At 62.2% G+C, this 21,333-nt stretch carries 22 protein-coding genes; 6 read left to right on the plus strand and 16 right to left on the minus strand.

What is annotated here, in order from left to right:
• Positions 1-52 precede the first annotated feature (52 nt).
• Positions 53-631 (plus strand): Maf family protein, encoded by a 579-nt coding sequence (locus BM116_RS14230; protein ID WP_083725920.1) that lies wholly within the window; start codon positions 53-55, stop codon positions 629-631.
• Here BM116_RS14230 and sppA read toward each other — a convergent pair whose 3' ends face one another.
• Genes sppA through rluC form a run of 3 tightly spaced genes read right to left on the minus strand, consistent with a single transcriptional unit; the run spans position 632 to position 3,268 of the window.
• On the minus strand, positions 632-1,600 hold the full coding sequence (sppA, locus tag BM116_RS14235; RefSeq protein ID WP_090475231.1) for a signal peptide peptidase SppA: 969 nt from the start codon (positions 1,598-1,600) through the stop codon (positions 632-634).
• Positions 1,601-1,629: 29 nt separating this feature from the next.
• The gene (locus BM116_RS14240) at positions 1,630-2,313 is read right to left on the minus strand and encodes an HAD-IA family hydrolase (protein WP_083725922.1); all 684 of its coding nucleotides are present in this window, start codon (positions 2,311-2,313) and stop codon (positions 1,630-1,632) included.
• Positions 2,303-3,268: a 23S rRNA pseudouridine(955/2504/2580) synthase RluC gene (gene rluC, locus BM116_RS14245; RefSeq protein ID WP_083725924.1), complete on the minus strand. Its 966-nt coding sequence runs from the start codon at positions 3,266-3,268 to the stop codon at positions 2,303-2,305. The genes BM116_RS14240 and rluC overlap by 11 nt, the downstream gene beginning before the upstream one ends.
• A gap of 676 nt (positions 3,269-3,944) precedes the next feature.
• Here rluC and rne point away from each other — a divergent pair.
• A complete protein-coding gene (rne, locus tag BM116_RS14250) occupies positions 3,945-7,262 on the plus strand; it encodes a ribonuclease E (RefSeq protein ID WP_083725926.1) in 3,318 nt (1,105 codons plus the stop codon).
• Positions 7,263-7,372: 110 nt separating this feature from the next.
• Here rne and murB read toward each other — a convergent pair whose 3' ends face one another.
• From murB to BM116_RS14290, 8 genes are all read right to left on the minus strand, one after another.
• A complete protein-coding gene (murB, locus tag BM116_RS14255) occupies positions 7,373-8,404 on the minus strand; it encodes a UDP-N-acetylmuramate dehydrogenase (protein ID WP_083725928.1) in 1,032 nt (343 codons plus the stop codon).
• On the minus strand, positions 8,404-8,865 hold the full coding sequence (locus BM116_RS14260) for a low molecular weight protein-tyrosine-phosphatase (RefSeq protein ID WP_083725930.1): 462 nt from the start codon (positions 8,863-8,865) through the stop codon (positions 8,404-8,406). Before BM116_RS14260 ends, murB begins: the two co-directional genes overlap by 1 nt.
• Positions 8,862-9,620: a 3-deoxy-manno-octulosonate cytidylyltransferase gene (gene kdsB, locus BM116_RS14265; protein ID WP_083725932.1), complete on the minus strand. Its 759-nt coding sequence runs from the start codon at positions 9,618-9,620 to the stop codon at positions 8,862-8,864. The genes BM116_RS14260 and kdsB overlap by 4 nt, the downstream gene beginning before the upstream one ends.
• Before the next feature lie 3 nt (positions 9,621-9,623).
• Complete coding sequence (locus BM116_RS14270; RefSeq protein WP_083725934.1) at positions 9,624-9,809, minus strand: Trm112 family protein; 186 nt, start codon at positions 9,807-9,809, stop codon at positions 9,624-9,626.
• Positions 9,810-9,812: 3 nt separating this feature from the next.
• Positions 9,813-10,838: a tetraacyldisaccharide 4'-kinase gene (gene lpxK / locus BM116_RS14275; RefSeq protein WP_235846770.1), complete on the minus strand. Its 1,026-nt coding sequence runs from the start codon at positions 10,836-10,838 to the stop codon at positions 9,813-9,815.
• The gene (locus BM116_RS14280; RefSeq protein ID WP_083725936.1) at positions 10,835-11,269 is read right to left on the minus strand and encodes an ExbD/TolR family protein; all 435 of its coding nucleotides are present in this window, start codon (positions 11,267-11,269) and stop codon (positions 10,835-10,837) included. Before BM116_RS14280 ends, lpxK begins: the two co-directional genes overlap by 4 nt.
• Positions 11,270-11,271: 2 nt before the next feature.
• Entirely contained in the window at positions 11,272-11,940 is a 669-nt protein-coding gene (locus BM116_RS14285; RefSeq protein ID WP_083725938.1) for a MotA/TolQ/ExbB proton channel family protein, read from the minus strand.
• Between the two features lie 77 nt (positions 11,941-12,017).
• A complete protein-coding gene (locus BM116_RS14290) occupies positions 12,018-14,264 on the minus strand; it encodes a DNA internalization-related competence protein ComEC/Rec2 (protein ID WP_169847247.1) in 2,247 nt (748 codons plus the stop codon).
• 180 nt (positions 14,265-14,444) lie between these two features.
• Between BM116_RS14290 and BM116_RS14295 the strand changes: the two genes are divergently transcribed.
• Entirely contained in the window at positions 14,445-14,975 is a 531-nt protein-coding gene (locus BM116_RS14295; protein ID WP_083725943.1) for a DUF2062 domain-containing protein, read from the plus strand.
• A 7-nt stretch (positions 14,976-14,982) separates the two neighbouring features.
• Here the strand turns inward: BM116_RS14295 and lolD are convergent, their stop codons facing one another.
• The gene (lolD, locus tag BM116_RS14300; protein ID WP_083725945.1) at positions 14,983-15,666 is read right to left on the minus strand and encodes a lipoprotein-releasing ABC transporter ATP-binding protein LolD; all 684 of its coding nucleotides are present in this window, start codon (positions 15,664-15,666) and stop codon (positions 14,983-14,985) included.
• Complete coding sequence (locus BM116_RS14305; RefSeq protein ID WP_083725947.1) at positions 15,659-16,903, minus strand: lipoprotein-releasing ABC transporter permease subunit; 1,245 nt, start codon at positions 16,901-16,903, stop codon at positions 15,659-15,661. Before BM116_RS14305 ends, lolD begins: the two co-directional genes overlap by 8 nt.
• A 111-nt stretch (positions 16,904-17,014) precedes the next feature.
• Between BM116_RS14305 and BM116_RS14310 the strand changes: the two genes are divergently transcribed.
• Genes BM116_RS14310 through BM116_RS14320 form a run of 3 tightly spaced genes read left to right on the plus strand, consistent with a single transcriptional unit; the run spans position 17,015 to position 18,610 of the window.
• Complete coding sequence (locus BM116_RS14310) at positions 17,015-17,575, plus strand: PilZ domain-containing protein (RefSeq protein WP_083725949.1); 561 nt, start codon at positions 17,015-17,017, stop codon at positions 17,573-17,575.
• A gap of 12 nt (positions 17,576-17,587) precedes the next feature.
• Positions 17,588-17,875 carry a hypothetical protein gene (locus BM116_RS14315; protein WP_083725951.1) on the plus strand — a complete coding sequence of 96 codons (288 nt, stop codon included), beginning with the start codon at positions 17,588-17,590 and terminating at the stop codon, positions 17,873-17,875.
• A gap of 6 nt (positions 17,876-17,881) precedes the next feature.
• Positions 17,882-18,610, plus strand: coding sequence for a glycerophosphodiester phosphodiesterase (locus BM116_RS14320; RefSeq protein ID WP_083725953.1), 729 nt, complete (start codon positions 17,882-17,884; stop codon positions 18,608-18,610).
• A 14-nt stretch (positions 18,611-18,624) separates the two neighbouring features.
• Here BM116_RS14320 and sthA read toward each other — a convergent pair whose 3' ends face one another.
• From sthA to BM116_RS14335, 3 genes are read right to left on the minus strand one after another with little or no spacing between them, the layout of a single operon-like run.
• Complete coding sequence (gene sthA, locus BM116_RS14325; RefSeq protein WP_083725955.1) at positions 18,625-20,022, minus strand: Si-specific NAD(P)(+) transhydrogenase; 1,398 nt, start codon at positions 20,020-20,022, stop codon at positions 18,625-18,627.
• A 55-nt stretch (positions 20,023-20,077) separates the two neighbouring features.
• Positions 20,078-20,317 carry a (Na+)-NQR maturation NqrM gene (nqrM, locus tag BM116_RS14330; RefSeq protein ID WP_083725957.1) on the minus strand — a complete coding sequence of 80 codons (240 nt, stop codon included), beginning with the start codon at positions 20,315-20,317 and terminating at the stop codon, positions 20,078-20,080.
• Between the two features lie 3 nt (positions 20,318-20,320).
• Positions 20,321-21,238 carry an FAD:protein FMN transferase gene (locus BM116_RS14335; protein ID WP_328586211.1) on the minus strand — a complete coding sequence of 306 codons (918 nt, stop codon included), beginning with the start codon at positions 21,236-21,238 and terminating at the stop codon, positions 20,321-20,323.
• Between the last annotated feature and the right edge of the window lie 95 nt (positions 21,239-21,333).

The following is a 21,333-nucleotide window of genomic DNA, read 5'->3' on the forward strand; positions in this document are numbered from 1 at the left end:
AAGCGTCCATAGATGCCGCTACCATGGGCGCCCAGCCAACCGGAGAGTCACCATGCTGCCACTTGTCCTTGCCTCGAGCTCAATCTACCGCAAAGCCCTGCTCGAACGCCTGCAACTCCCCTTCGAGTGCGCAGCGCCAGACATTGACGAGACAGCGCAGCCCTTCGAGTCCGCAGCCAGCCTGACCGAGCGCCTGGCCCGCAGCAAGGCTGAGGCCCTGGCCGAGCGCTACCCCGCCCACCTGATCATCGGCTCCGACCAGGTTGTCCTGCTGGACGGAGAGCCCGTCAGCAAGCCGCTCGACCACGCCGGCGCAGTTGATCAGCTCACCCGCAGCAGCGGACGCACCCTAACCTTTTCTACCGCACTGTATCTCTACAACAGCGCCAGCAAACAAGGCCAGGGCATCGTCGAGCCCTACCATGTCACCTTTCGCTCACTGACCGGCGACGAAATCGAACGTTACCTGCGCAGTGAGCAGCCCTACGACTGTGCCGGCAGCTTCAAGTCCGAAGGCCTGGGCATCACCCTGATCGAACGCATGCAGGGCGACGACCCAAATAGCCTGATCGGCCTGCCGCTCATCCGCCTGCGCGCCATGCTGGCAAAAGAAGGCGTTCAGCTCCCCTGATCAGCGCAGCTGCGGACCACCCAGACCGGCACGGGTAGCCAATTCAGCCCCCATACTGGCGCCCAACTGACGAGTGAAACGCTGCAGCGGCGACTCCTGACGGGTAAAGTCCACCAACTCCTCCGCACCAATCACGTCACGCGCAACCGCAGAGGTGCTGGACAACCCGTCAATCAGGCCAAGCTCCAGCGCCTGCTCACCCGACCACACCAGACCGCTGAACAGATCCGGGTTTTCCTTCAGGCGATCACCACGCCCCGCCTTCACGCTATCAATGAATTGCTGATGGGTGGTATTGAGCACCTGCTGCCAGAACGCCTTCTCCTCCGGCTTCTCCGGCTGGAAAGGATCAAGAAACGCTTTATGCTCGCCGGCCGTGTAAGTGCGGCGCTCCACCCCGAGCTTCTCCATGGTATCGACAAAGCCGAAGCTGGCAGCCGTTACACCAATCGAGCCCACCAAGCTGGCCTTGTCCGCGTAAATATCATCAGCCGCCGATGCAATGTAGTAGGCACCGGAGGCACCGAGATCGGTAATCACGGCATACACCTTGATATCCGGGTGCAGAGCGCGCAGGCGCTTGATCTCGTCATAGACGTAGCCCGACTGCACCGGACTACCACCAGGGCTATTGATACGCAGCACCACACCCTGGGTGTTTTCGTCCTCGAACGCCTCGCGCAGCGCCCCTACCAGGTTGTCGGCACTGGCCTCCTCCTGGTCAGCGATCACGCCGCGCACCTCGACCACTGCCGTGTGCGGCCCGACGCTGGTTGCCGCGCCCATCCTGCCAAACGGCGAGATAAGCAAGAGTGCGACGAACAGATATACAAAGGTCAGCGTCTTGAAAAAGATGCCCCAACGACGCGAGCGACGCTGCTCCTGCAGCGAAGCGGTCAGCGTTTTTTCCAGCAACTTCCAGGCCTTGGCATCTTCCTTGGCCTCACGACGTTGCTCACCCGACACCATATTGCCTTCCGTCCAACGATCCTGATCCATCAAACTCTCTCCAACCCGATGCCACGAGAATCTGCCCGCTGCCCGGACAACCAGGGCGCAAGCTCGACAAACCTGTCCATACACGCCACCGGCGTCAGCCTCTCAAGCTGATCGCGCGACTGCGCACCGTAACTGACCGCCACCGCACGCATACCGGCGTTGTGCGCCATCTGAATATCAAAGCTGCTGTCACCCACCATCACAGCTGCGCCCGAGCCACGCCCCAGCTCCCGCAAGATCTGATGCAGCATGGCCGGATCGGGCTTACTGACAGTCTCGTCAGCGCAACGCGTGGCGTCAAAATAATCCAGCAGATCATGCTGACCGAGCACTCGGCTCAGACCACGGCGCCCTTTACCCGTTGCGACAGCGAGCAGATAACCCTGTTCACGCCAGTCATCCAGCGCCTGCCGAACACCGGCAAACAAGGGCACCGCCTGCTGATCATCGCTCAGGTAAATGTCGCGATAGGCATCAACCACAGGCACTGCCAGATCAGGGCGCTGCGGAAACAGCACCGCAGCCGCCTCCGGCAGACCAAGCCCGATAATGCCCTTGACCGCCTCGTCACTGGGCACCGGCAGACCGACAGCCACCGCAGCGCTCTGCATGGTGCTGACGATGTGACCTATCGAGTCGGCCAGAGTGCCGTCCCAGTCAAAAATCAGCGTATCAATCGACATGGGCGGCCAACCTGCGCAGCGTCTCATCCCACATAGAGCCCGGCTCAGCCTGCACTTGCAGCGCTTCGCCATCGGCCAGCGTCACCGCCAGCGAGCGCGCATGCAAGAACAGCCGCTTGCCGCCCAGCTCGCGCAGCTCCCGGGAAAAGTCATCGTCACCGTATTTAGGATCACCCCCAATCGGGTGACCGGCGTACTTTGCGTGCACACGAATCTGATGGGTGCGCCCGGTAATGGGCCGCGCCTCAACCAGGGTGGCGCGCTCACCAAAGCGCTGCAGCACACTGAACTCGGTCAGGCTTTCCTTACCGGCCGGATCAACCTCTACCATGCGCTCACCGGAGCGCAGGTTGTTTTTCTGCAATGGCGCATGCACTTTCTTCGTCGCCCCCGGCCAGCGCCCGCGCACCAGCGCCCAGTAGCGCTTATTCACCCCGTCACCGCGCAGCGCAGCATGCAGGTGACGCAACACGCTGCGCTTCTTGGCGATCATCAGGCAGCCGGAGGTATCGCGATCAAGCCGGTGCACCAGCTCCAACTGAGGGCAATCAGGACGCAACTGACGCATCGCCTCAATCACCCCAAAATGCAGACCACTGCCACCGTGCACTGCCAGCCCGGCCGGCTTGTTGACCACGATCAAGCCCTTGTCCTCGAACAGAATATTCTGCTCAAGCGCATTCAAAATGCCCTGCCCCACCAGCACCGGCTCATCCGGCGCCGGCAGACGAACCGGGGGAATGCGCAACTGATCACCCGCCTGCAAGCGGTAATCGGGCTTGACTCGCCCCTTGTTCACCCGCACCTCGCCCTTGCGCAGAATGCGGTAGACGAGGGTTTTGGGCGCGCCCTTGAGGCGCGTAATCAAGTAATTATCGATCCGCTGCCCCGCCTGATCGGCGGAGATGTGATCGAACTGAACCTGGGCGGGAAGGTCTGGAGCGGTGTTTTTCATCGGCGCATCATACAATTTTTCATGCAATTGAAGCACTTAAAAAATGCTGCTATAGTCCGGCGAGCTGCCGATTCTGCAGCCGGGGAACTCAGGCTAGACAACGGCCTGCCACCCCCAGAAACAACCACACGGCGGCCTGACGCAGCAAGCAGAACTCAAAACGTCGACAGGCCCTGTGTTTGACCGACTGGGCGCCCACGGGCGACCAGAACATTAACCCGCTCCCGTTCAATGTACGGAGCGGCACCCGATTCAGATGGGTAAGTGTTTAGGTGGAGATGCACAGCTTCAGGATCATGTGACGAGCGTAGACACTTGCCAACAAGCATGTCCCCGTCCCCAGTCCAGCTGATTCCTCCCCAAGGATTCCCTGCAATAGCGCCACGGCGCGCAGGCAATACGGCCCGACGGCCTCCGCAGACCTTGCGTAGACGCCCCAGGACCCATCCGGCAGCTCATCCGCTGCCGCGCCCCGCCAGACCGCACGGCAGGGAGTCCCGAAGCAGTTTCTCTGTATGCAGTAGCAGTAACAGACAGAACTGTCGCCACTCAGGTGGCGATGTGAACTCTGCATCTCGGCTTGGCCGATGACAGAAACACACCTGACACCTAACTGAAGAGTCGCAGGTGCCGTGCCCGTGTAGACCGGATAGCTCTGGAAACACAACGGTACTTCATGAAAAGAATGCTCATTAACGCAACTCAACCCGAAGAGTTGCGTGTCGCCCTGGTAGACGGTCAACGCCTCTACGATCTGGACATCGAGTCCGGCGCCCGCGAGCAAAAAAAGGCCAACATCTATAAAGGCCGTATCACCCGCGTCGAACCCAGCCTGGAAGCCGCCTTTGTCGACTTCGGCTCCGAACGCCACGGTTTTCTCCCCCTCAAGGAAATCTCCCGCGAATACTTCTCCAAGCAGGTTGAAGGCCGCGTCAACATCAAGGACGTTCTAAAAGAAGGCCAGGAAGTCATTGTCCAGGTCGACAAGGAAGAACGTGGCAACAAGGGCGCAGCCCTGACCACCTTTATCAGCCTGGCCGGTCGCTATCTGGTACTGATGCCGAACAACCCCCGTGCCGGCGGCATTTCTCGCCGCATCGAGGGCGAAGAGCGTAACGAGCTGCGCGAAGCCCTGAACAGCCTGAACGTACCGGCCGACATGGGCATGATCGTGCGCACCGCCGGCCTTGGCCGTAGCGCAGAAGAACTGCAATGGGACCTCGACTACCTGCTGCAACTCTGGGAAGCCATCAAGGGCGCCTCGGAAGAGCGCAAGGCCCCGTTCCTGATCTACCAGGAAAGCAACGTCATCATCCGCGCCATCCGCGATTACCTGCGCCAGGACATCGGTGAAGTACTGATCGACAGCGAAGAGGTCAAGGAAGAAGCCCTGAGCTTCATCAGCCAGGTCATGCCGCAGTATGCGAGCAAGGTGAAGCTGTACGAAGACAGCGTACCGCTGTTCAACCGCTTCCAGATCGAGAGCCAGATCGAAACCGCCTTCGAGCGCGAAGTGAAACTGCCGTCCGGCGGCTCCATCGTGATCGACCACACTGAAGCCCTGGTTTCCATCGACATCAACTCCGCCCGCGCAACCAAGGGTGGCGATATCGAAGAAACTGCGCTGCAGACCAACCTGGAAGCAGCCGAAGAGATAGCTCGCCAACTGCGCCTGCGCGACATCGGCGGCCTGATCGTCATCGACTTTATCGACATGACACCGGCCAAGAACCAGCGAGCCGTCGAAGAACGCGTACGTGAAAGCCTGGAAGCCGACCGCGCCCGCGTACAGGTTGGCCGCATCTCGCGCTTCGGCCTGCTGGAGATGTCCCGTCAGCGTCTGCGCCCGTCTCTGGGTGAGACCAGCGGTATCGTCTGCCCGCGCTGTAATGGCCGCGGCACCATCCGCGACGTCGAGTCCCTGTCCCTGTCCGTGCTGCGCCTGATCGAAGAAGAAGCCCTGAAGGACCGCACCGCCGAAGTACGTGCCCACGTACCCGTACCGGTCGCCACCTTCTTGCTCAACGAAAAGCGCGACGCCCTGGCCAAGACCGAAGCCCGCACCCGCGTACGCGTGCTGGTCCTGCCCAACCCGCATATGGACACCCCGCACTTTGACGTGCAGCGCCTGCGTGACGATCACGAATCGGTCCTCAACGGCGAGTCCAGCTACACCGCCACCGCTGCTGTCGAAGTGGAAGAACCCGCTCCGGTCAGCCAGACCCGCGCCATCGTGCGTCAGGAAGCAGCCGTCAAGGCACTCTCCCCTGCCCGCCCGGCACCGACTCCGCCGGCACCGGTCGAAGCTGTGCAAGCCGCTCAACCGAACCTGTTCAAGGGTCTGATCAAGAGCCTGGTAGGCCTGTTCGCCAGCGAACAGCCGGCTGCAGAGCAAGCCGAGAAGCCGGAACAAAGCGACAGCAACGAGCGCAAGCGTGAGCGCAATCCGCGTAACGCCGACGAGCGCCGCAACAACCGCAACCGTCGCCAGCGCGGTGAGCGCGGTGAGCGCAACGATCGTGGCAACCGCCAGGAAGGTGACCGCAAGGCACAAGGCGCCAAGCCCGAACAGCGCAGCGAGAACGACGCCAGCGAAGCCCGCAAGAACGAAGCCGGCAACACTCGCCGCCGTCGTCGCCCGGCTGACGCCGAACAGCGCGCCAACCGCGAGGACGATAGCCAGAACCGTCAGCCACGTGAGCAACGCGAGCGCCGCGCCCCGCAACCGCGCGCAGAAGAAGCCGAGCAAAACGATGAGCTGAACAACCTGCAGGCCACCGCTGACGAAGCCCAAGACAACGCAGCCGAGGGTAACGAAGGCGAGCGTCCCAAGCGCCGTTCACGCAGCAGCCAGCGTCGTCGCAACAACCGTCGTCGTCCGCAGGCCGAAGGCGCTCAGCAAGAAGGTGACAACAGCGAAGCCGGCACCACCGCCGTCGCCGCAGCCGTTGCCACCGCTGCCGACGCCCCCAGCAGCGATGCAGCAGTAACCACTGCAGTCGACGCCGATGCTGAGACCGTCACCGACGTGCAAACACCGGTTGAAGCGGGCCTGACCGAAGCTGCCAGCAAGCTGGAAGCCTCCATCGAGACCGCCGTCGAGGCCTTCACCCAAGCCCAGCCGGTTGACAAGTCCGACAGCGAAGAGCAGCCGCAGGCCGCTACCGAGGCAGCGACTGACGATGCTCAAGGCGAAGCGTCTGGCGAGCAAACCGAGCAGGCAGAAGCCCGCCCGTCCCGCCGTGAGCGTGGCGAGCGCAACCGCCGTCCGCGCCGCGAGCGCAATGGCAACCGCGCCGAGGACACTGCAGAGCAGTCCGAGCAGCCTGCAGAGACACCTGCTACTGCAGCTGTAGCAGAGCAAAGCGCCGAAGCAGCGACCGATAGCGCGCAAGCCGAGCCAGCTCCGGCAGAGCAAGCGCCCGCAGAAGCAGCGCCTGCTGCCGCGCCCGTCGCAGAAGCCGCTGTAGCCGCAGCCGAGCCAGCTCCAGAGCAGCCCGCCGCAGCGCCTGAGGCAGAGCAGCCTGCGCCGGCTGAAGCGCAAGACGCCGCCATTCCGGCACTGACTGAAAGCGGCCGCGCCTATAACGACCCGCGCGAAATCCGCAAACGTCAGCTTGAGGCCAAGCGCCAGGCCGAAGAAGCCGCCCTGGCAGCACAAAGCGAGACAGCTCCGGCCGCCGAGCCTGCTGCAGCCGAGTCGGTCGTAGCGCAAGCAACTGCAGCCGAAGCTGAGCCCGCCAAGGCAGCAGAGACTGAAGCTCAGGTAGAGGTTGCACCTGCCACCCAACCGCAGCAGGCAGACCTGCTGACGGAGCCGGCGGCAAGCGCAGAGCAGTCCATTGCCGAACCAGCCGCAGCTGAAGCCAAGGTCGAGGCTAGCACCGAGTCCGACACCGAAGCAGAAGCAGAGGCCACCGACGCCAAGGCAGAAAGCGAAGACAGCGAGCAGACCCGCAAGGAAACGCCCGCAGTCGACAGCGAAAAGCCCTGACGGGTAGCAACTAAAAAGGGGATGCCGATCGGCATCCCCTTTTTTGTACCCACGCCCCACAAAAAAGAGCGGCGCATGCGCCGGGCTTTTACCTTCAGTCCACCCACACCCTATGGCAGAGCGGCAGCCCCAACCACCGGCGGCTCCTGCTCCAGCTCAACACCATAACGTGTCAGCACATCGGCACGAATGCGCGCTGCAAGCGCCAGAATCTGCGCACCGGTTGCGCCACCATGGTTGACCAGCACCAGTGCCTGCTCGCTATGCACGCCGGCTGCACCATCGCGAAAGCCCTTCCAGCCAGCCTGATCAATTAGCCAGGCCGCTGCCAACTTCACCCCACCGCCCGCCTGAGCGTATTGCGGCATGGATGGAAACCGCTCCGCGAGCCGCTGCGCCTGATCAACCGGCACCACCGGGTTTTTGAAAAAGCTGCCCGCATTGGGCAATGTCAACGGATCGGGCAGCTTGCTTTGCCGAATGCGCATAACCAGCGCGGCTACCACGCGCGCATCGGCGGCCTGCAGGCCCGTCGCTCGCCAGGCCTCAGCCAGCGGCGCGTAGTCCACAGCCAGGCGCGGCCGCCGCCATAACCGCAGGCGTACCCGCAGAATGACGTAGCGACCAGCCTCGCGTTTGAAGCGGCTATCACGATAAGCAAAGTCGCATTGCCCGCGATCAAACCAGCACAGCTCGCCGGTCTGCCGATCCAGCGCCTGCACACTATCAAGACAGTCACAGAGCTCGACGCCGTAAGCACCAATGTTCTGCACTGGCGCCGCGCCGACAGTGCCGGGGATCAGAGCCAGGTTTTCAATCCCGCTCAACCCCAAGTCCAGCGCCCAACAAACCAGCTGGTGCCAGCTCTCGCCTGCTTCAGCCTCGATCAGCACCTGCTCGCGGCCACGCGACAGCACTCGCCGCCCGCGACTGGCGACGCGCACAACCAGGCCGGTCACGGGCCCGGCCAGGATCATATTGCTGCCACCACCGAGCAGCGTCACCTGCCAGCCCTCACGCTCGGCCAGCAATAGCGCCTCACGCAGCTGCGCATCAGTCTCGGCTTGCACAAAATGCGCTGCCGGGGCAGCCAACGCCATCGTGTTGAAGGGCTTCAGATCGACCCCGTTTCGCAGCAGCATCAGTGCCCGTGCTCCGCGAGCAGGGCATCGGAGGCAGCCTCAAGCATATCCAGCACCTGCTCAAAGCCTTGCTCACCACCAAAATACGGGTCGGGCACTTCCTGCGGCCAGCCCTCGACTCCAGCCATAAACAAACGCACCTGCGCCCGGCAATTGGCCGGCGCACGCTGCAGCAGATTCGCCAGGTTGCTGCGATCCATGGCCAGGATCAGATCGTACTCATGGAAGTCACCATCACGGACCGCGCGAGCACGCTGGCCACTGATATCGTAGCCGCGCCGGCGGGCTGCAGCCTGCGCCCGTCGATCCGGCGGCTCACCGGCGTGGTAGCCGCCTGTACCGGCCGAGTCGACCTGATAGGCGCGCTGCAGACCACGCTCGGCCAAACGCGCCTCGAACACACCCTGCGCACTGGGCGAACGGCAAATGTTACCCAGACAGACAAACAGCACCTGCTTCATGCCGACTCCAGCAGCGCCCGTACACGGGCCAGATCCTCAGCGGTATCGACCCCTGCCGGCAGGCTCTCGCACGCGTCGGCAACACGAATGCGGGTACCAAACCAGAGAGCGCGCAGCTGCTCAAGACACTCGGCCGTTTCCAGCGGGCTCGCCGGCCAGCCGACGTAGGCATGCAGAAAGCTGACCTTGTACGCATAGATGCCGACGTGACGCCGAAAGGGAATCTGCTCAGGCAGCGGCGCCGGCCCATTGGCGAACTGATCGCGACACCAGGGCATCGGCGCACGACTGAAGTACAGGGCATAACCCTGATGATCGGTCACCACCTTGACGGCATTCGGGTTGAACAGCGTTTCGCTGTCAGTGATCGGCTCAGCGAGTGTCGCGATGCCGGCATCACTGGCAGCCAGCAAATTGGCCGCCACCTGGTCGATGACCGCTGGCGGAATCAGCGGCTCATCACCCTGCACGTTGACCACGCAGGCGTCATCGGCCAGGCCGAGCTGACTGACCACTTCCTGCAGGCGATCCGTACCGGAGGGGTGATCCTCACGCGTCAGCACCACTGCCGCACCAAAAGCCTGACAGGCCTCGACGATACGCGGGTCGTCGGTAGCCACGGTAACGCTGGCCGCCCCGCTCTTGCGCGCCTGCTCCCAGACGTGCTGAACCATCGGCTTGCCGGCAATCTGCTGCAGCGGCTTGCCTGGCAGGCGCGTGGAGGCGTAGCGGGCCGGAATAATCACATGGAACATGGCTTAGCCACCCAGCTTTTCGTCAGCATCCAGTGCGCGCGCTTCGGACTCCAGCATCACCGGGATACCGTCGCGCACCGGAAAGGCCAGCCCGTCTGCGCGGCACCAGAGTTCCTGTTTGTCATTGCTCAACACCAGCGGCCCCTTGCACAGAGGGCAAGCCAGTACGTCCATCAGTTTGGGATCCATCGATCACTCCTGGATTGATTCGCAAGCCCTTTCGGGCGCAGGCAACAGCGCCAGCAGCGCTGTTGCAAAGTCATCGCTAAGCTGCGCATCGACACTCAGATACCACCAATTGTCGCGCGCAATCGCGGCACATTTGACCGCATCTTTCTCGGTCATCAGCAACGGCTTGTTGGCTGGCAAAGGCGCCAGCACCTGCTCATCATAGCGGGCATGATCAGCAAAGATGTAGGTCTCGCATTCGAAGGCCAGCGTCTGCAGGGTGGCGAAAAAACGCTCGGGATTGCCAATGCCCGCCATCGCGGCCACCTGACGAGAGCCCGACCAGCGGTTAGCGGCAACCCGCTCACCGCTCACAAGGTTGACCAGCACGCCAGGCGCCAGTTGCATCGCGTAGCCCTTGGGGCCGTCAGCGGTAGCGCCGTTACGCACTACCAGATCAACCGATTGCAGGCGCTCAGCCGGCTCACGCAGCGGCCCTTCGGGCAGACAGCGCCGGTTACCCAGGCCACGCTGCTGATCGAGCAAAACCAGCTCAACACTGCGGCCCAGGGCGTAATGCTGCAGACCATCGTCACTGATAATCAGGTCTACCCCTTCTTCCAGCAGCCGACGAGCGGCCGCCGGCCGGTCCGGGTCAATGACCAACGGCACCTGGCAGCGCTGCACAATCAGCAGCGGCTCGTCACCGGCAATAGCCGGCGCATCAGCTGGGGAGACAAACCAGGGGAATGAAGGTGGCGCGGCTCCGTAACCGCGACTGACCACGCCGGGCCGGTAACCCTGACGTCGCAAAAACTCGACCAGCCAGACCACCATCGGCGTCTTGCCAGTCCCGCCGACGGTGATATTGCCCACCACAATCAGCGGCACCGGCGGCTGCCATTGGGCACGCTGTCCATCCAGATACTGCTGGCGACGCCGCACCACAACGCGGCGATACAGCGCAGACAGCGGACGCAGCAGCTTCAGCCAGCCAGCCCGACTGTACCAGGCGCGCAGCAGCCGCTGCTCCAGGGACGAACCGCTCACTGCGTGGCGTCCGCCTCGATTTCACTGGTGGTCAGACGCAGCTTACTGAAGCCGAGCTGGCCGGCGGCGTCCATCGCGATGATGACGTACTGGTGCGGCGTTTGTGCGTCAGCGGTAATAATTACCGGCAACAGGGTATCCCCGCCGGATTCTCTGCGCAGCGCAGCTGTCAGGGTTTCCAGGTCCGAGCGCATCAGGGTTCGATCGTTCAGCGCCATCTCGCCGTTGGCGGCGATGGTCAGCTCCAGTTGCTGGATGCTGCGATCTTCAACCCGCTGACCGGAAGCAGCCTGCGGCAGCTCCAGCTTGAGTTGAGTTTCTCGGGTAAAGGTGGTCGACACCATAAAGAAGATCAGCAGCAGAAACACCACATCAATCAACGGTGTCAGGTTGACGCTGACCTCTTCGATCTTCTGCCGGCGAAAGTTCACGCTCAGGCTCCCTTGCCACCGGCGGCAGCCAGCTTGCGGCCGTTGCCATTGCCGTTGAAGTCCACCTCACGGTTGCCCAGCACGACCTCTACCAGCTTAGTCGCCTCCTGCTCCATGGTGACCACCAGTTCATCAACACGGCGCACAAAGAAGCGATGGAAGAAGACCGCCGGAATGGCCACGGTCAGACCCGCAGCCGTGGTGATCAACGCCTTGGAAATACCACCGGCCAGTACGCCCGTGTTGCCGGTGCCCTGCACCATGATGGCGCCGAACACGTCAATCATGCCGATGACGGTACCCAGCAGACCCAGCAAAGGCGTGATCGCAGCGATGGTACCCAGGGTGTTGAGGTAGCGCTCCAGCTCATGCACCACCTTGCCGGCGGCTTCCTGGATGCACTCTTTCATGATGTCGCGGCCATGGCGCGAATTGGCCAGGCCTGCGGCGAGAATCTCGCCCAGTGGCGAATCGGCACGCAGCGACTTGAGTTTGGCTGCGTCCAGTTGACCATCCTTGACCCATTGCCAGACCTGACCGAGCAAACCTGCCGGTGCGACCCGCGCCGCGCGCAAGACCCACAAACGCTCAAAGACGATAGCCACAGCAATGACTGACGACAGGATGATGGGCGCCATCAACCAACCGCCAGAACTGATCAATTCCCACACAAGCGATCCCTCCCCAAAATGGTTGCCTACTCTAGCACAGGCTGCCGCCCTGTCGGCCGGCGAATAACCCTTCTTTATCATTGATGCCAGAAACGACGTGCGGCCTCCCGCCAGCGCCATTCGGGGCTAATCGGCCCCGAGCGGCCAAGGATAAAACCGACCGCCCCCGAGTGGCCAGTATAAATCGCATCACTGCCCAATTCTTCGTAGCGCTGCACAACCAGCGGATGCGGATGCCCGTATGGGCTGTGATACGCAGCGCTGAATACCACCCAGTCCGGCGCCACCCGCCGGATGAACGCAAAGCTCGACGAACTGCGACTGCCATGATGCGGCGCCAGCAACAGGTTTGCCGGCGCCAGCAGCGGCAGCAGGGCATACTCCTCGGCCTGACGAATATCGCCCGGCAACAACAAGACCTGGCTGCCGGCGCGCACCTGCAACACGCAGGACTGGCCATTGGCAGGCGCATCAGGCAGCGCCGCACGCAACAGCGTGAACTCGACCCCATCCCAAGACCAGCTTTCCCCGTGGCGGCACACCTGCGCGCCCAGCCCCGGCAGGCGCTCGGGCTGACCCGCAACCAGGCGCTTGGTCGGCAGCATACGCACCACACTGGGTGCGCCACCGGCGTGATCGTTATCGCCATGACTGACCAGTAGCATGTCCAGTTGCTCAACCCCCAAAGCCAGCAGGCTGGGCACCACGACCGCCTCGCCGAGATCAAAGCCGCTGGCCAGCCGTGCACCGGCGTCATACAGCAGCGTGTGCTCAGACGTCTGCAGCAACACCGATAAGCCCTGCCCCACATCCAGCGTCACGACACGCAGCTCCCCGGGCGCCGGCCGCGTTTGCTCGGCCATCAGTAGTGGCAGCAGACACAGCAACGCCAGCGGCCGCAGGACAACGCTGCCGGGCAACAGCAAAAGCACGCACCCAGCCAGGGCCAGACTCCAGCTCCCCCAGCCCGGAAAAGACAGATAAATCAGCGGACTCCAGCTGCCCGCCCAGGCAAGCACCGTCATCAACAGGTTGAGTAACCAGGCAGCCAGCAGCAACGGCTGCCCCCAGCCGACCGTCAGCTCCATAACGCTGCCCAGCAGTGCCAGCGGCACTACCAGCAGGCTTATCCAGGGAATCGCCAGCAGATTGATCAGCATCGAGGCGCCACTGGCCGGCATGCCCCAGAGCACCAGCCAGGGCCAGAGCCCGATAAAGGCAACCCACTGGGCCCGCCCCCAGCGCCACCACAAACTGCAGTTATGCAGCCGTCCGCCCATTGCCAGGATCAACAGCGCAACCGCCATAAACGACAGCCAGAAGCCGGCACGCAGGGGCGCCGCCGGATTGGCCAGCACAACCATGCACATCGCCAGCAGCCAGACCGTAAGCGGCGCAACGGAGCGACGCCACAGCTGCAGCAACAGAGCCGCCGCACACATCAGCAGCGCTCGCTGCACCGGCACTGCCATCCCGGCCAGCAGCGCGTAACCGGCTGCAGCGCCCAGCGCCAGCGGCGCAGCCAGCCACAGTTGGGGCCAGGGCCAATGCCAGGGGGAGCAGCGCAGCAGCAGCTGCACCAATACAAAAAAGGCCAGAGCCAGCATGCCAACGTGCAGGCCGGAGATGACCAGCAAGTGGCTCGTGCCCGTGCGCTGCAGCACCTCCCAGTCGGCATCGGAGAGGGCCTGGCGATCCCCTATCAGCAAGGCCAGCAGGCGCTTGTTGTCCTCGGACACCAAAGTGGCGCCCAGATGCCGGTGCAATCGATCACGCCATTGCCCCAAGGGCGGCGCAGCTGCGATGCGCTGCCCGCCCCGCACACTCCCCACAGCACCGATGCCCTGGGCGTACAGCCAAGCCTCGTAATCAAATGTACCCGGGTTGCGCATGCCTCTCGGGGCACGCAAACGTACCGTCAGTTGCCATTGCTCGCCCGCACGGACGGCCTCTCCACCCCACCAGTGCAAGCGCATCAACGGCAGGCGCTGGCCCTCCAGACTACGCCCATCACGCAACATGAAGCGCCATCCGGTCTCGGTTTGCTCAGGCAAGGCGGCGACGGTCCCGACCAGCTCCAGCGTCTGATTATCCAAGCGCGATGGAAGACGCTGCCCAAGCTGCCATTGATGCCAGGCCAGCGCCCAGCACGCGCCCAGCGCAAAGACCAGGAGCAGCCGACCTGCAGGCCGGCGACGCAAGAAAAAGGCAATCAGCGCAAGGACCAGCCAGCCCCACCAGAGCAGCGCGGGCAAGCGGGTAAAACAGAGCGGGATCAGCAGGCCGACCAGCAGCGTGGTCAGCAGCAAGTAGGGGTGAGTCACGGAAACATCCTGTTTTCCTGTGGGCAGCTGCCGACGCATCTCGCTGCTTGGTTGGCAGCGCTACAGGCACCTCCGGAAAGACCCGGAAAAAAAACGGCACCAGACCCTCGCCGTCAGGCAGTAGTGCAGAGGTATCAATCCGGGCATAATTGGCCAACGCCCACCTAGCCGAATCCTGCGATGCCACGCCGTTTTCTCAAACGCATGATGCCCCACCCGGATCGGATCAAAGGCAGCAAGTCCCTGCAGTTCATGGGCAACCTGCTGCACGATCCCAACCTCTGGCATCTCAACCGCCATAGCGTCTCCCGCGCGATGGCCGTTGGCCTGTTCGTCGCCTTCCTGCCGATTCCGATGCAGATGGCCGTGGCAGCGGCGGTGGCCATCGTTGCGCGCTCCAACCTGCCGATTTCTGTCAGCCTGGTCTGGCTGACCAACCCGGTCACTATGCCGCCGATCTTCTTTGCCCAGTACAAGGTCGGTACGTTGCTGCTGGGCGCACCAGAGCGCAGCATGCCGATGGAGCTATCCTTCACTTGGCTGATGTCCGAGCTGCAGCACATCTGGCAGCCGCTGCTGCTAGGCTCATTGATCGTTGGCACGGTCATCGCCGGACTGGGCTACGTCCTGACGCTGTTGTATTGGCGCATCTGGGTGTCGCGCAACTGGCAGCGCCGCAAATTGCGACGCCGTCGCCAGTCGCCCGAGTAATCAGCGCTCAGACCTGCTCGCGCAGTTGCCCGTGCTTGAGGGTGAAGGTGCGATCCATACGCGCTGCCAGCGCCAGATCGTGGGTGACCACCAGAAAGGCAGTCTGCAGGGTTTGGCTGAGCTCCAGCATCAGTTGCTGAATGCTTTCGGCGGTCTGCTGATCAAGGTTGCCGGTCGGCTCATCCAACAGCACACAGGCAGGCTGACTGATCAAGGCTCGGGCAATGGCCACCCGCTGACGCTCGCCACCGGACAGCTCGGCCGGCTTATGGCCAATGCGCTCGCCCAGCCCTACCCGCTCCAACATTGCAGTTGCACGCTCTCGGCCCTCACTGATCGGCGTTCTGCCAATCAGCAGCGGCATGCACACGTTCTCCAGGGCAGTGAACTCCGGCAACAGGTGATGGAACTGATAAACGAACCCCAGCTCCTGATTGCGCAGGCGACCGCGCTCAGCCTCCTTCAGCGTCGACAATTGCTGCCCGGCCAGTCGTACTTCGCCCGAGGTCGGCGTATCAAGCCCGCCGAGCATGTTCAGCAGAGTGGTCTTGCCTGAGCCGGAACTGCCGACAATGGCGACGCGCTCACCGCGCAGCAAGCGCAACTGGACCTCATCCAGCACCCGCAGGGTTTGCGGGCCGACTGAGTACTCCTTACTCAGATCACGGCATTCGAGAACGACATCAGTCATAACGCAGGGCCTCCGCCGGCTCGGTACGTGATGCCCGCCAGGCGGGATACAAGGTAGCAAGGAAACTCAAACTCAGGGCGGTGGTACAAATCACCACAACATCGCTCCAGATCAGCTCTGAGGGCAGATAGCTGATGAAATAGACATCCGAGCTGAGGAACTGGATACCCAGCACCCGCTCCAGCCAGGCGACCATATCGGACACATTCAGCGCTGCCAGCACGCCGAGGATGCAGCCACTGACAGTACCAACGATGCCGATCAGTGAGCCCTGCACCATGAAGATGCCCATGATGGAGCCGGGCGTGGCGCCCAGGGTGCGCAAAATCGCGATATCGGCCTTTTTGTCCGTTACCACCATGACCAGCGTCGAGATGATGTTGAACGCTGCCACCGCGACGATCAGCATCAGCAGCAGACCAATCATGGTCTTTTCCATCTTGATTGCCGCAAACAGGTTGCCGTGGGTGCGCGTCCAGTCCTGGGCGTAATAGTCGCCCGGCAGCTCGCGAACCAAGTCCCAGGCCACCTGCGGCGCCTCGAACAGGTTCTGCAATTGCAACCTCACACCCTGCACCTGTCCCGGCTGCCAGCGACTCAGGCGCGCCGCGTCGGCAACGTGAATCATCGCCAATGAGCCATCCAGCTCGGCACCGACCTTGAACACACCGGCCACCGTGAAGCGCTTCAAGCGCGGGAAGACCCCGGCCGGCGTCACCGACGCTTCGGGCAGTACGAAGGTAAGCTTGTCGCCCGGAGCGACATCAAAGCGCTTGGCAATCAACTCGCCAATGACGATACCAAACTCGCCTTCGGCCAGATTATCCAGCGAGCCGGACTGCATGTGGTTCTGCAGGATAGAGACGCGCTTTTCGGCCTGCGGGTCAATCCCGTTGACCAGCACCGGGGCCACGCTGCCGTTATGCGTCAGCATGCCCTGCAATTGAATGAAGGGCGCCGTGCCGACAACCTTGGGGTTGCTCTCCAGCTGCTCTGCCAGCGAGCGCCAATCATCGATGGGCTGATAACCGTTGATGGTCGCATGCGGGACCATGCCCAGGATGCGGGTTCGCAGCTCGCGATCAAAACCATTCATCACCGACAGCACCAGGATCATGACCATGACGCCGAGCGTCAGGCCCAACATGGAGATCAGTGAGATAAAAGAAATGAAGTGATTACGCCGCTTGGCGCGGGTATATCGCAGGCCGATAAAAAAGGGTAAGGGTCTGAACATGAAAAGCAGGCTACCTTGTATCCGGCCCCAGCCGGTGAATTGTGCGCGACATGTTACACTGAACGACGGAGGCTGGTCAGCGCCTGTCATCAGCGCCCAACGAGAATCGCCATGCACACAGACCATGAAGACCACCGTGAGTTCTTTCGTATTCAGGATCAGGTGTATCTTGAGTGCAGCCCCATCGACGGCCCAGAGGTAGAACTCGATGCTCAACAGAGCACGCTGTTCAATCTGCTGGCCGACATGCACATGCTCGACTACGAGTCGCAGCATCTTCTGCGCCAGATCAGCGAGCGCGACCGCGCGTTGGCGCAATACCTGAAAATCATCAATAAACGCATCGACCTGCTCGGTCGCTCCGTAGCCCAGGAGCTGACAGCAGACCTTGGCGCGCCACGGCAGGTTACCCTGAGCGAGGGCGGCGTCGATTTTGACCACCCCGCCCCCTTCCCCGAAGACAGCTGGCTGGCTGTGCGCATGGTACTGCTACCAGCGCCACTTGGACTGGTCATGCCGGCGCGCGTCACCCGCTGCGAGTCGACTCAGACGCCCGGCACCTGGCGCATTGCAGTGAACTTTGATGTCATCAACGATGCCCAACGCCAACTACTGGCTCGGCATATCCTGCAAAAACAGGCGCAAGATATACGCGCCGCTAAATCGACCTGAAAGGAACTCACCATGAAAAGCCTCTCTGCCCTGCTGTTTGGCGCCAGTGTACTGCTGGCCACAACCGCCCAGGCTGACACCCTGCGCATCCCCGTTGGAGAACAGGCGGGCAGCAATCAGAGCGCCCTGCCCCAGCGCGGCGCCAGCTTCGACAGCGTCAGCTCACGCTGGGGCGAGCCCAGCCGCCGCCATGCCGCGGTAGGTCAGCCGCCAATCACACGCTGGGATTATCCCGGCTTCAGCGTCTACTTCGAGTACGACAAGGTGATCAACAGCGTCCGGCAACACAAGGCGCCCTGATCTGACATGACACTGATCTACGGCCACCGCGGTGCACGAGCAGAAGCACCGGAAAACACCTTGCCCAGCTTCCAGAAGGCGCTGGACGCCGGCGTCACCCGAGTCGAGCTGGACCTGCACCTGTCGGCAGATCAGCAGTTAATGGTCATCCACGATCCGACGCTCAAGCGCACCACCGGGCTACGCGGCAAGGTAGCTCAGCACACCGCCGCCGAGTTGACGCGCATGGACGCAAGACTCGGCCTGCCCGGCTGGCCCACACCCTGCCCTATACCGACGCTGGAGCAACTACTGCAGGCCTGCCCGCAGATTGAGCACTATCAACTTGAAGTCAAAAGCGGGTCCGAGCGCCAGTCCCGCATCGTGCTCAATGCAATCATGGCGCTGGTCGAGCGCTATCAACTGCACGACAAGGTGGTGGTTACCTCGGCCAGCCGCACACTGCTGCGCTACGCCAAACGCAGCGGTTTTGCGCTACCTACCGGCCTGGTTGAGGAGTACGGGCTGCTCAACCCGCTGAAAAGTGCGCGCCGTTACGGCTGCCAGTATCTGATCCTCAACTGGAAGCTGTGCAACGCCGAGCGTCTGCGCCAGGCTCAGGCGCAGGGCCTGCACGTTTCAGTCTGGACGGTGAACGACGCCGCCCGCATGCAGCAACTGATCAACATGGGCGTCGACAGCCTGATCACGGACTACCCGGCAAGAGCGATGGAAGTGAGTCAGGGGCGCGGCTAGCGCGCCCCTGCGGGTCAAAACAGACGGTTCAGACCGTCCAATGCCGCGACACGATAGGCTTCGGCCATGGTCGGGTAGTTGAAGGTAGTGTTAACGAAGTAGTTCATGGTGTTGGCGCCATCTTTCTGGTTCATGATGGCCTGACCAATGTGCACAATCTCCGCCGCCTGGTCACCAAAGCAGTGAATACCAAGCACTTCCAGGGTTTCGCGGTGGAACAGAATCTTCAGCAGGCCAACCGGCTCACCACTGATCTGCGCCCGGGCAATGCTCTTGAAGAACGCCTGACCGATCTCGTAGGGCACGCGGGCCTCGGTGAGTTCGCGCTCGGTCTTGCCCAGCGAGCTGATCTCCGGAATCGTGTAGATGCCGGTCGGCACGTCGTCAACAAAGCGCCAGGCATCGTTGCTGACAATATTGCCGGCCGCCGAACGCCCTTGGTCAAACGCAGCACTGGCCAGGCTCGGCCAGCCAATCACGTCACCCACGGCGTAGATGTTCGGCACACTGGTGCGGTAGTTTTCATCCACCTCAAGCTGACCGCGACCATTGGGGTGCAGGCCAACGTTCTCCAGCCCCAGACCATCGGTGTTGCCGGTCCGCCCATTACACCAGAGCAGCGCGTCAGCCTTCAGACGCTTGCCTGACTTGAGCTGCAGCACCACACCGCGACCATCTACACCCTCAATCTTCTCGTATTCCTCGTTATGCCGGATCAGCACGCTGCTGTTGCGCAGGTGGTAGCTGAGCGCGTCGGAGATCTCGTCATCCAGGAAGCTGAGCAGCCGGTCACGGGTATCGATCAGATCAACCTTCACGCCAAGACCGCAGAAAATCGACGCATATTCACAGCCGATAACGCCAGCGCCGTAGATGATCAGCGTGCGCGGCGTGTGGTTGAGCTTGAGAATGGTGTCGCTGTCGTAGATACGCGGGTGGCTAAAATTGACGTCTGCGGGGCGATACGGACGCGAACCGGTCGCGATAATCACCTCTTTGGCCATCAGCTTGTCGACAGCACCTGAGCCGTCGACCACCTCAAGCGTGTGCTCGTCAGCAAAGCTACCTTTACCGAAAAACACATCTACCCGGTTGCGCGCGTAATAACTGGTACGCGAGGCAACCTGCTTGCCCATCACTTTCTCGGCGCTGCGCAGAACGTCCGGGAAAGAGAACCAGCGCGGGTCGCCAATCTGACGGAACATCGGGTTGGTGTTGAACTGGATAATCTGCTTGACCGAGTAACGCAACGCCTTGGACGGAATGGTCCCCAGGTGAGTGCAGTTGCCGCCAACTTCCTTGCGCTCCTCCACGACGGCCACCTTGCGACCGTGCTTGGCGGCATTCATCGCCGCCCCTTCACCCGCCGGGCCAGAGCCCAGCACCACTACGTCGTAGTTGTATACGGCCATTCGGTATTCCTTGTTTCAACAGGCAATTCAGAGTGCCACGCAGGGCGATGGAGCCCTAGTCGACCTTGGTCGCGTCGTGAGCGAGATCGGTGCGCGGGCGCTGGACGACGCCGGCGTTGGCGCTCGCCTCTTCGCACTTGGTGGTGTCACCACCACAGATACCACAGGCCTTGTCAACACCAACGGCGCCGATGCCGCCACAGGAGCCGGCAATCGGCTTGCGGCCCATCATTACGCCGACCGCCATACCGGCGAACAGCAGCAGCATCAGGGCAAACGCCAGAAGCCAAACCATGAGTTACTCCTCGCCCTCAATCAGGGCATTGAAGCGTGGGGTGGCGCGAGATTCGAACACGTCGCCCGTACGCACTACAAAAAACGCGGGAATCTGATGACTGACAGCATAGTCCCAGCCAGCCTCCTCTCCCATGATCATCAGCACCGTAGACAGGCCATCGGCGCGAGTGGCCGAGTCATCCAGCACCGTCACCGCAGCCAGACGGTGCATCACGGGCCGACCCGTCCGGGCATCGAACGTGTGGGAATAACGCTGCCCATCCAGTTCGAAATAATTGCGATAGTCGCCCGAAGTCGACACCGACTCACCGTCCAGCGCCAAGATAATCTGAGCCACGCGATTGTCATCCCGCGGTTCTTCGACGGCGATACGCCACGGCCGGTCACCTGGTTTGCGACCTACCGCCTTCAGCTCGCCGGTAATCTCCACCATATAACTTTTGATGCCGTAGTGCTCGAGTCGTTCAGCCACCCGGTCCACCATGTAGCCGGCGCCGATACTGCTGAAGTCAACCGTCAACGGCACATCCTTGCACAGCTGACCATCGTCGATGTGCAGATGCTGCTGGCCAACTTGAGCCATGGCCTGCTCGAGCAGCTCCTGGTCAGGCACCGTCTGCAGCTGCGGGTCGCCATGAAACCCCCAGAGCTTGAGCAAAGGCGCCACAGTCACATCGAACGCACCATCACTCTCAGCACTCAGACGATCGGACTGCGCCATCATGGTCAGCACGGATTCCGGCATGTCCATACAGGTCCCTGCCGGCGCGGCATTGAACTGTGCCAGCGTCGAGTCGGCACGCCAGGTGGACACCTCGGCGTCGAAGCGCGCCAGCATGCCGTCTATATCGGCCTGCAGCGCCTCTGTGTCCGGCGCATCATCGACAGGCACCCACTTGATCGAATAGGTGCTGCCCATGGTGGCGCCGTACATTTCGGAAACCGGGTCTACAGAATTGAAACAGCCCGTTAGGGCTGTTGCCAGAGCAACAGCAATAACGGGCCGGATAACGC

This window comes from Halopseudomonas pachastrellae, assembly GCF_900114765.1.
Lineage (GTDB): Bacteria > Pseudomonadota > Gammaproteobacteria > Pseudomonadales > Pseudomonadaceae > Halopseudomonas > Halopseudomonas pachastrellae.

What these genes read in the sequence shown, in the direction of transcription:
- kdsB (WP_083725932.1), bottom strand. Translation starts at nt 9,620, where the DNA reads ATGTTCCATGTGATTATTCCGGCCCGCTACGCCTCCACGCGCCTGCCA.
- BM116_RS14240 (WP_083725922.1), bottom strand. Translation starts at nt 2,313, where the DNA reads ATGTCGATTGATACGCTGATTTTTGACTGGGACGGCACTCTGGCCGAC.
- rluC (WP_083725924.1), bottom strand. Translation starts at nt 3,268, where the DNA reads ATGAAAAACACCGCTCCAGACCTTCCCGCCCAGGTTCAGTTCGATCAC.
- rne (WP_083725926.1), top strand. Translation starts at nt 3,945, where the DNA reads ATGAAAAGAATGCTCATTAACGCAACTCAACCCGAAGAGTTGCGTGTC.
- BM116_RS14305 (WP_083725947.1), bottom strand. Translation starts at nt 16,903, where the DNA reads ATGTTCAGACCCTTACCCTTTTTTATCGGCCTGCGATATACCCGCGCC.
- sthA (WP_083725955.1), bottom strand. Translation starts at nt 20,022, where the DNA reads ATGGCCGTATACAACTACGACGTAGTGGTGCTGGGCTCTGGCCCGGCG.
- BM116_RS14335 (WP_328586211.1), bottom strand. Translation starts at nt 21,238, where the DNA reads ATGGGCAGCACCTATTCGATCAAGTGGGTGCCTGTCGATGATGCGCCG.
- BM116_RS14270 (WP_083725934.1), bottom strand. Translation starts at nt 9,809, where the DNA reads ATGGATCCCAAACTGATGGACGTACTGGCTTGCCCTCTGTGCAAGGGG.
- BM116_RS14295 (WP_083725943.1), top strand. Translation starts at nt 14,445, where the DNA reads ATGCCACGCCGTTTTCTCAAACGCATGATGCCCCACCCGGATCGGATC.
- murB (WP_083725928.1), bottom strand. Translation starts at nt 8,404, where the DNA reads ATGCTGCTGCGAAACGGGGTCGATCTGAAGCCCTTCAACACGATGGCG.
- BM116_RS14310 (WP_083725949.1), top strand. Translation starts at nt 17,015, where the DNA reads ATGCACACAGACCATGAAGACCACCGTGAGTTCTTTCGTATTCAGGAT.
- BM116_RS14315 (WP_083725951.1), top strand. Translation starts at nt 17,588, where the DNA reads ATGAAAAGCCTCTCTGCCCTGCTGTTTGGCGCCAGTGTACTGCTGGCC.
- nqrM (WP_083725957.1), bottom strand. Translation starts at nt 20,317, where the DNA reads ATGGTTTGGCTTCTGGCGTTTGCCCTGATGCTGCTGCTGTTCGCCGGT.
- sppA (WP_090475231.1), bottom strand. Translation starts at nt 1,600, where the DNA reads ATGGTGTCGGGTGAGCAACGTCGTGAGGCCAAGGAAGATGCCAAGGCC.
- lolD (WP_083725945.1), bottom strand. Translation starts at nt 15,666, where the DNA reads ATGACTGATGTCGTTCTCGAATGCCGTGATCTGAGTAAGGAGTACTCA.
- BM116_RS14230 (WP_083725920.1), top strand. Translation starts at nt 53, where the DNA reads ATGCTGCCACTTGTCCTTGCCTCGAGCTCAATCTACCGCAAAGCCCTG.
- BM116_RS14320 (WP_083725953.1), top strand. Translation starts at nt 17,882, where the DNA reads ATGACACTGATCTACGGCCACCGCGGTGCACGAGCAGAAGCACCGGAA.
- BM116_RS14260 (WP_083725930.1), bottom strand. Translation starts at nt 8,865, where the DNA reads ATGAAGCAGGTGCTGTTTGTCTGTCTGGGTAACATTTGCCGTTCGCCC.